This window comes from Streptomyces sp. NPDC005898, assembly GCF_040629635.1.
GTDB lineage: Bacteria > Actinomycetota > Actinomycetes > Streptomycetales > Streptomycetaceae > Streptomyces.
In genome coordinates this window covers 327,414-334,103 of record NZ_JBEXWC010000006.1, presented here as the reverse complement: position 1 = coordinate 334,103, position 6,690 = coordinate 327,414, and the positions used below count along the sequence as shown (strand labels likewise).

The following is a 6,690-nucleotide window of genomic DNA, read 5'->3' as shown; positions in this document are numbered from 1 at the left end:
CGGGGCGGCGGCCCGCCGCGCGCCCCGGGCCGCCCCCGCGGCCGCGCCCGGCCCGGGGGCCGGCCCGGGAGCCGGCCGCGCACCGCCGTGTCCTCGTGTCCTCACCGGGTAACGGTGTGCCGTTCGTTCGGGACGCAGTGCGTCATGGTCAGCCCGCTCACGTCACGCGGCGGATTCTCCCCGAGGTTGGCGAGCCGCTTGCGGTCTTCCTCGGTCAGCTCCTGGCCCGCCAGCGGCTCCAGGCCCGCCACGTCCTTGGGGCCGACGCCGATGCCCTCGCCGACCTTCAGGCCCAGCTCGTTCTCCACGAGCAGGAAGTGCCACACCATCCGCTCCTGGATCTCGCGGGGGCACTGGGAGAGCAGGTCGACGAAGTTCCGCACGAGGTCGTCGCGCTCCCACTGCTCCATCAGGCAGTAGCGCTGGCCCGCCTGGAGGTAGTCGTTGGTGCGCGGGATGCGCTTGCGGGTGAGCCGGCCGCGGATCTCCGGCCCCTGCTCGTCCTCCGTCGCGTACGGCGCCTCGCGCAGGCCGCCGGTGATGGAGGGTTCGTAGTTGACGATGGGGTTCTCGCCGCCGCCGTCGACGTGGTACGCCATCTGGCCGTCGCGCTGGTTCGTGCGCACGCGGGCGTTCTTGGCCTGGTTGACGGGCAGCTGGAGGTAGTTGGGGCCGACGCGGTAGCGCTGGGTGTCGCTGTAGGAGAAGGTGCGGCCGACGAGCATCTTGTCGTCGGAGAAGTCCAGGCCGTCCACGAGCACGCCGGTGCCGAAGGAGATCTGCTCGTTCTCCGCGAAGTAGTTCTCCGGCATCCGGTCGAGCACCATCTTGCCCACGGCCCGCGGCGGGAAGTCCTGCTCGGGCCAGGTCTTCGTGTCGTCCAGCGGGTCGAAGTCCAGCTCGGGGTGGTCGTGGTCGTCCATCACCTGGACGAGCAGCTCCCACTCGGGGTACTCGCCGCGCGCCACCGCCTCGTACAGGTCCTTGGTGGCGTGTCCGAGACCCTCGGCCTGGACGTTCGCCGCGTCCTGTTCGGTCATGCTGCGCACGCCCTGCTTGGGCATCCAGTGGTACTTCACCAGGCGGGACTCCCCCTGCGCGGTGACCCACTTGTAGGTGTTGACGCCGAAGCCCTGCATGTGGCGGTAGTCCGCCGGGATGCCGCGCGGGCTGAAGAGGTTGACGAGCATGTGCATGGACTCGGGGGTCTGCGACATGAAGTCGAAGATCCGCCGCGGCTGCTGCTCGAAGGTCACGGGGTCCGGCTTGAGCGCGTGGATGACGTCGGGGAACTTGATCGCGTCCCGGATGAAGAACACGCCCAGGTTGTTGCCGACCAGGTCCCAGTTGCCGTCCTCGGTGTAGAACTTCACCGCGAAACCGCGCGGGTCGCGGGCCGCCTCGGAGGAGTCGCGGCCGCCGATCACCGTGGAGAAGCGCACGGCGACGTCCGTGCGCCTGCCCGGCTCCTGGAAGAGCTTCGCGCGGGTGAAGCGGTCGATGGGCTCGTCGCCGAACTTCCCGTACGACTCGAAGTAGCCGTACGCGGTCACGCCCCGGGCGTGCACGACACGCTCGGGGATGCGCTCGCGGTCGAAGTGGCTGATCTTCTCCAGGAACTGGTAGTTCTCCAGCGTCGCCGGGCCGCGGGCGCCGACGGTGCGCTGGTTCTGGTTGTCGTGGACCGGATGGCCCTGCCGGTTGGTGAGCGTCTCCCGATCGTCGCCCGAGGCGGGGCCCTTGCTCGATACGTCCGTCACGTTCGTCGACTCCTTCGACCCGTTCGTCCCTTGTTGCCGTACGTGCGTGGTGCCGTGAGAGTTCCTCTTGCTCCGGTTTATCAAGTTATGCGACTTATGGTCTGTGCGCGCTTCCCGCCGGGTACCCGCCCGGGGCGGCGAACAGGCCTGCGAGTGAACCGAGCCACGACTTGGAGGACCCCATGACCGTCCCCACCGCTTCCGCCACCGGGGTGGCCGTCGTCACCGGCGCCGACTCCGGCATCGGCCGGGCCACGGCCGTCCGGCTCGCCGAGGCCGGCCTGGACGTCGGCATCACCTGGCACAGCGACCGGGAAGGCGCCGAGAGGACGGCCGAGGAGGTGAGCGGCCACGGGCGGCGGGCCGCGCTCGCCCACATGGACCTGACCCGGCTGCCCGAGGCGGCGGACGCCGTCGACGACCTCGCCGAGCGGCTCGGCCGCATCGACGTCCTGGTCAACAACGCGGGCACCGGCACCGCGACCCCCTATCTCGACCTGAGCCTGGAGACGGTCCGCGAGGTCATCGACGTCGACCTCGTCGGCCCGTTCCTGTGCGGCCAGCGCGCCGCGCGCCGCATGATCGCGCAGGGCGGGGGCGGCCGCATCGTCAACGTCACCTCGGTGCACGAGCACCAGCCGCGCGTGGGCGCGGCCCCCTACTGCGCCGCCAAGGGCGGGCTCGGCCTGCTCACCCAGGTGATGGCCCTGGAGCTCGCGGAGCACGGCATCACCGTGAACGCCGTCGCGCCCGGCGAGATCGCCACCCCCATGACCGGGCAGGAGGACACCGACGTACACGACGAGCGCCGCCCCGGCATCCCCCTCGGCCGGCCCGGCGACGCCCGGGAGATCGCCGCCGTCATCGCCTTCCTCGCCGGGCCCGAGGCCTCGTACGTGACCGGCGCGTCCTGGGTGGCGGACGGCGGCATGGTGCGGATGGGCCCCCAGGCGGGCTCGCACCTGCGCGGCGACGAGTGGCGGCGCCCCTGAGCGGTGCCGCGCGAAGAGGTGACGCCCCGCGCCCTGCGGTATAAGGGAAATCCGAGTACAGCAACTGGCCCGTGTCGAACCCGGCGGTCCGGGTACCGGAGCTGCCTGGAGCAGGGATCGTCGGAGACCGCCGGCCGGCACACGCAGTGCGGCGGCCGGCGTCCCGGAAACGGAGCAGCAGGTGACGCCGAACGCAGAAGACACCACTCCCGAGGCGCGAAAGCCGCTCACGGAGCTGCCCCCGACGGGCGGGCGGGCCGGGGGGCCCGCACATCACGAGGTGCCCGCGGAGGAGCTTCCGCCCGACCTCAACCAGGCCATCCTGGAGGCGACCAAGCAGGTCGGGGCCATCCTCAAGAGGAACGACCACGACTTCGCCCTCGCCGGCAGCGTCGCCGTGTACGCCCACGGCGGCACCGGCAACCTCCAGCACGACGCCGACTTCTGCATCCGGCCCGAGGACGCCCCGGCGGTCGCGGCCACGCTGGAGGAGGCCGGGCTGCCGGTGTTCGCGCCACCCGAGGACTGGCTGCTGAAGGCCAAGTGCCTCGGCCAGGACATCGACCTCATCTTCGAGCTGGCCGCGCAGCCGGTCACCACGGAGCTGCTGCGCCGCGCCACCCCGCTGCCGGTGGACTCGGTGCAGATGCCGGTGCTCGCGCCGACCGACCTGATGCGGTCGCTGCTCGCCGCCTTCTCCGCGCACCACTGCGACTTCGGCGCCGTGCTGCCCATCGCCCGGCAGCTGCGCGAGCGGGTCGACTGGGAGGCGGTGCGCGAGGAGTACGGGCACGCGCCGATGCCGGCGGCCTTCCTCTTCCTGCTGGAACGCCTGGAAGTCATCGCACCGCGAGGAGCAGACCGATGAACGACCACGCCAACGTCGAATACCGCATCGCCCATCTCAAGGAGCGGCTGGCCGCCGAGGAGCTGGGCGAACTGGGCATCCGCGTCGAGTCCCGCGGCTCGTCCGTGGCCGTCGTCGGGACGGTGCCCTCCTCGCACTGCCGTGAGGAGCTGCTGCGCACCGTGCACGAGGAACTGGCCGGGCAGACGGTCCACTTCGACGTCGTGGTGGCCGGTGCCGCCGCCCCCGACCACCCGGAGGAACTGGCATGATCCGCATCGCCGCCGTGGGCGACATCCACATGGGCCTGGACAGCAAGGGCCTGCTCCGCCCCGCCTTCGAGACCCTGCACGAGTGCGCCGACCTGCTGCTGCTCGCCGGGGACCTCACCCGCCACGGCACCGTGGCGGAGGCCGAGATCGTCGCCGCCGAGGTGTCCGGGCTGCCGGTGCCGGTCGTGGCCGTGCTCGGCAACCACGACCACCACGACGAGCGGCCCGAGGAGGTCACCGCCGTCCTGCGCGAGGCCGGCGTCCAGGTGCTCGAAGGGCAGGGCACGGTCGTCGAGGTCGACGGGGCCAAGATCGGGGTCGCGGGCACCAAGGGGTTCGGCGGTGGTTTCGTCGGGCGCAGTGGGAGCGAGTTCGGCGAGCCGCTGATGAAGGAGTTCATCCGCTACACCCGCCGCTGCGCGGAGGGCCTGCGGACCTCGCTGGAGGAGCTGGCCGCGCAGGGCTGCGACACGCGGGTGGCGCTCACCCACTTCGCGCCCGTGCCGGACACCCTCGCCGGGGAGCCGCTGGAGATCTATCCGTTCCTCGGCAGCTATCTGCTGGCGGAGGCGATGGACGCGGCGGGCGCCGACCTCGCCGTCCACGGCCACGCGCACGCCGGCACCGAGCACGGCATGACCAGCGGCGGCGTGCCGGTGCGCAACGTCGCCCAGCCCGTCATCCGCAAGGCGTTCAACGTGTACCACCTGTCGGGCAGCCACCCGGCCCCGGCGGAGACGGCCGCCCGCGGCAACCGGTAGTCGCGGCCCGGGCGGGTCAGCCGCTGCTCTTGAGCAGTTTCTGCACGCCGCGCAGCACGTCCTGGGCGGTGACCTCGCCCAGGCAGGGGTGGCCGGGCACCGGGCAGTGGCGGGCGCGGGTGCCCGCGCACGGACTGCCGTGGTCCCCGAGGAGCACGGCGTCCACCCCGTAGGGGCCACGGCGCTCCGCCGGGACGACCGGGGCGAACGGGGAGACGACCGGGGTGCCGGTGGCGGCGGCGAGGTGGGCCGGTCCGGTGTTGCCCGCGACGACGACGTCGGCGGCGCGCAGCACCCCGGCCAGGGTCCGCAGGTCGGTGCGCCCGCCGAGGTCCACGGCCGCGTCGCCGCTCACCCGGCGCGTCAGGTCGGCCTCGCCGGGCCCGCCGGTGACGACGACACGGTGGCCCGCGTCGGCGAGCAGGGCGACCGCCTCGGCCGCGCGGCCGGCGTCCCAGGTGCGCGCGGGGGTGCCCGCGCCGGGGTGCAGGACGACGTAGGGGCCGTTGCCGGTGAGGCCGGCCGTGTCGGGGGTGGGCAGGACGCGCAGCCGCCCGTCGTCCCCGGCGCGGGGCGGGAAGCCGAGGGCGGCGGCCGCGTCGAGCGCGGCCTCGGCGTCGTGCCTGCCGGGCAGCCGCCGGTGGGGTACGTCGATGAGGGTGCCGGAGTCGTCGGCGCTGTCGGCGCCGATATGACGTACGTACGCCATGCGCAGCAGGAGCGCGGCGGGCAGCGGGCTGTGCCCGTACGGGGTGCAGACGAGCGCGACGTCGTACGCCGTGTCCCGCAGCCGCTGCAGGAAACCCTCGACGTCCGCCTCGTCCACCGTGGGCGGCCGGGGTCCCACCCACGGCGCCTCCCACACCAGGACGTCGTCGACGTCGGGCAGCAGCCGGGCGGCGGCCTCGCCGCGCGGGCCGCACAGCAGCGTCACGCGGTGGGCCCGGGTGGCGACGGCGCGGACGGCGGGCCCGGCAAGCAGCACGCCGGTCATGCCGTCCAGGCAGACGACGAGCGCCTTCACGCGGCCCTCCCCCGGTCACCAGGAGCACGCAAGGTGTCCACCTCCCCCGGCGTTCGGCGGGGTGGGGGGCCTGCTGCGCGCAGGGCGGTCGAGGAAGTCGGCGACGGTGCGTTTGAGCCCGTCGTCCAGCAGGACCCGCGGCGTCCAGCCGAAGATCTCGTGGGCGAAGCCGGTCGCGGGCAGGGGCGGTCCCGGCTCGTCGGTGCGTGTGCCGGTGCACTCCAGGCGGGCGTGCGAACCGGTCAGGGCGATCACCCGGCGGGCGATCCCGGCGACGGTCTCCGTGGGCTCGGCGCCGATGTCGACCGGCCGCACCGAGCGGCTCGCGGCCACCAGGAGCACCCCGTCGACCGTGTCGTCCACGTAGCACAGGGAGGGCCTTCGGTCGCCGTCACCGGGGACGGTCACTGATGTGCCGCTCAGCGCCTGCCGGATGAGGGTGGGGATCAAGGGGCCGTCCTCGGGCTCCATGCGGGGGCCGTACGCGGGAAAGAGCCGCACGATTCCCGCGTCGGCGTCCTTGGCGGTGACGAACGCGGTGGTCAGCGTCTCCGAGGAACACCGTGCCGCGTCGTGCGCGCGGTGGGCGCCCGCCTCGCAGGTGGAGACGAGCAGGAACCGCGCGCCGTCCCGGGCGGCGACGGCCAGGGCGTTGCGGGTGCCGGGGCTGTGTCCGTCGGGTGTCGCGGGCGGGTGCGCGGCGCGGGCGGCGGACGCGGCGGGGCAGGCCAGGTGCAGGACGAGGTCGTACGGCCCGGCGAGGGCCGTACGACAGTCGGGCCGCTCGATGTCCTGGCGCACGTAGCGGAAGCGGGGGGCGGCGGCCAGGTGCGCGACGCCGAGGGCCGCTTCCGCCGGTACGCCGTCCACGCACGTGACCTCGACGCCCGCACCGAGCAGGCGCTCGCACAGGTGCGAGCCGAGGAATCCGGCGCCCGCGGTCACCAGCGCCCTCTCCCACGGGGGCGGGGCCGCCGGTGTCATGGAGAACATCGTCGGCGTCATGGGACGACCTTCCTTCCGCCGGTGAGACG

Annotated in this window: 7 protein-coding genes; 4 read left to right on the top strand and 3 right to left on the bottom strand. The window is 73.5% G+C overall.

Features of this window, described 5'->3' with window-relative positions; translation table 11 throughout:
* Nucleotides 1-101 precede the first annotated feature (101 nt).
* Nucleotides 102-1,760: a catalase gene (locus ABZ385_RS11885; protein WP_358911129.1), complete on the bottom strand. Its 1,659-nt coding sequence runs from the start codon at nt 1,758-1,760 to the stop codon at nt 102-104.
* 182 nt (nt 1,761-1,942) lie between these two features.
* Here ABZ385_RS11885 and ABZ385_RS11880 point away from each other — a divergent pair, with 182 nt between their 5' ends.
* The 4 genes from ABZ385_RS11880 (at nt 1,943) to ABZ385_RS11865 (ending at nt 4,632) form a co-directional block, all read left to right on the top strand.
* Nucleotides 1,943-2,752 (top strand): SDR family oxidoreductase, encoded by an 810-nt coding sequence (locus ABZ385_RS11880; RefSeq protein WP_358585352.1) that lies wholly within the window; start codon nt 1,943-1,945, stop codon nt 2,750-2,752.
* Nucleotides 2,753-2,987: 235 nt separating this feature from the next.
* Nucleotides 2,988-3,620: a hypothetical protein gene (locus tag ABZ385_RS11875; protein WP_358911160.1), complete on the top strand. Its 633-nt coding sequence runs from the start codon at nt 2,988-2,990 to the stop codon at nt 3,618-3,620.
* A complete protein-coding gene (locus ABZ385_RS11870; protein WP_358911127.1) occupies nt 3,617-3,871 on the top strand; it encodes a hypothetical protein in 255 nt (84 codons plus the stop codon). The genes ABZ385_RS11875 and ABZ385_RS11870 overlap by 4 nt, the downstream gene beginning before the upstream one ends.
* A complete protein-coding gene (locus ABZ385_RS11865) occupies nt 3,868-4,632 on the top strand; it encodes a metallophosphoesterase (RefSeq protein ID WP_358911125.1) in 765 nt (254 codons plus the stop codon). Before ABZ385_RS11870 ends, ABZ385_RS11865 begins: the two co-directional genes overlap by 4 nt.
* Nucleotides 4,633-4,648: 16 nt before the next feature.
* On the opposite strand, the gene ABZ385_RS11860 is transcribed toward ABZ385_RS11865, so the two are convergent.
* Complete coding sequence (locus ABZ385_RS11860) at nt 4,649-5,656, bottom strand: glycosyltransferase family 9 protein (protein ID WP_358911124.1); 1,008 nt, start codon at nt 5,654-5,656, stop codon at nt 4,649-4,651.
* 15 nt (nt 5,657-5,671) lie between these two features.
* Complete coding sequence (locus tag ABZ385_RS11855) at nt 5,672-6,661, bottom strand: NAD-dependent epimerase/dehydratase family protein (RefSeq protein ID WP_358590459.1); 990 nt, start codon at nt 6,659-6,661, stop codon at nt 5,672-5,674.
* Nucleotides 6,662-6,690: the final 29 nt, after the last annotated feature.

Bases quoted from the DNA above. Each gene is read 5' to 3' on its own strand.
- ABZ385_RS11870 (WP_358911127.1), top strand. From the start codon at position 3,617: ATGAACGACCACGCCAACGTCGAATACCGCATCGCCCATCTCAAGGAG.
- ABZ385_RS11865 (WP_358911125.1), top strand. From the start codon at position 3,868: ATGATCCGCATCGCCGCCGTGGGCGACATCCACATGGGCCTGGACAGC.
- ABZ385_RS11880 (WP_358585352.1), top strand. From the start codon at position 1,943: ATGACCGTCCCCACCGCTTCCGCCACCGGGGTGGCCGTCGTCACCGGC.
- ABZ385_RS11855 (WP_358590459.1), bottom strand. From the start codon at position 6,661: ATGACGCCGACGATGTTCTCCATGACACCGGCGGCCCCGCCCCCGTGG.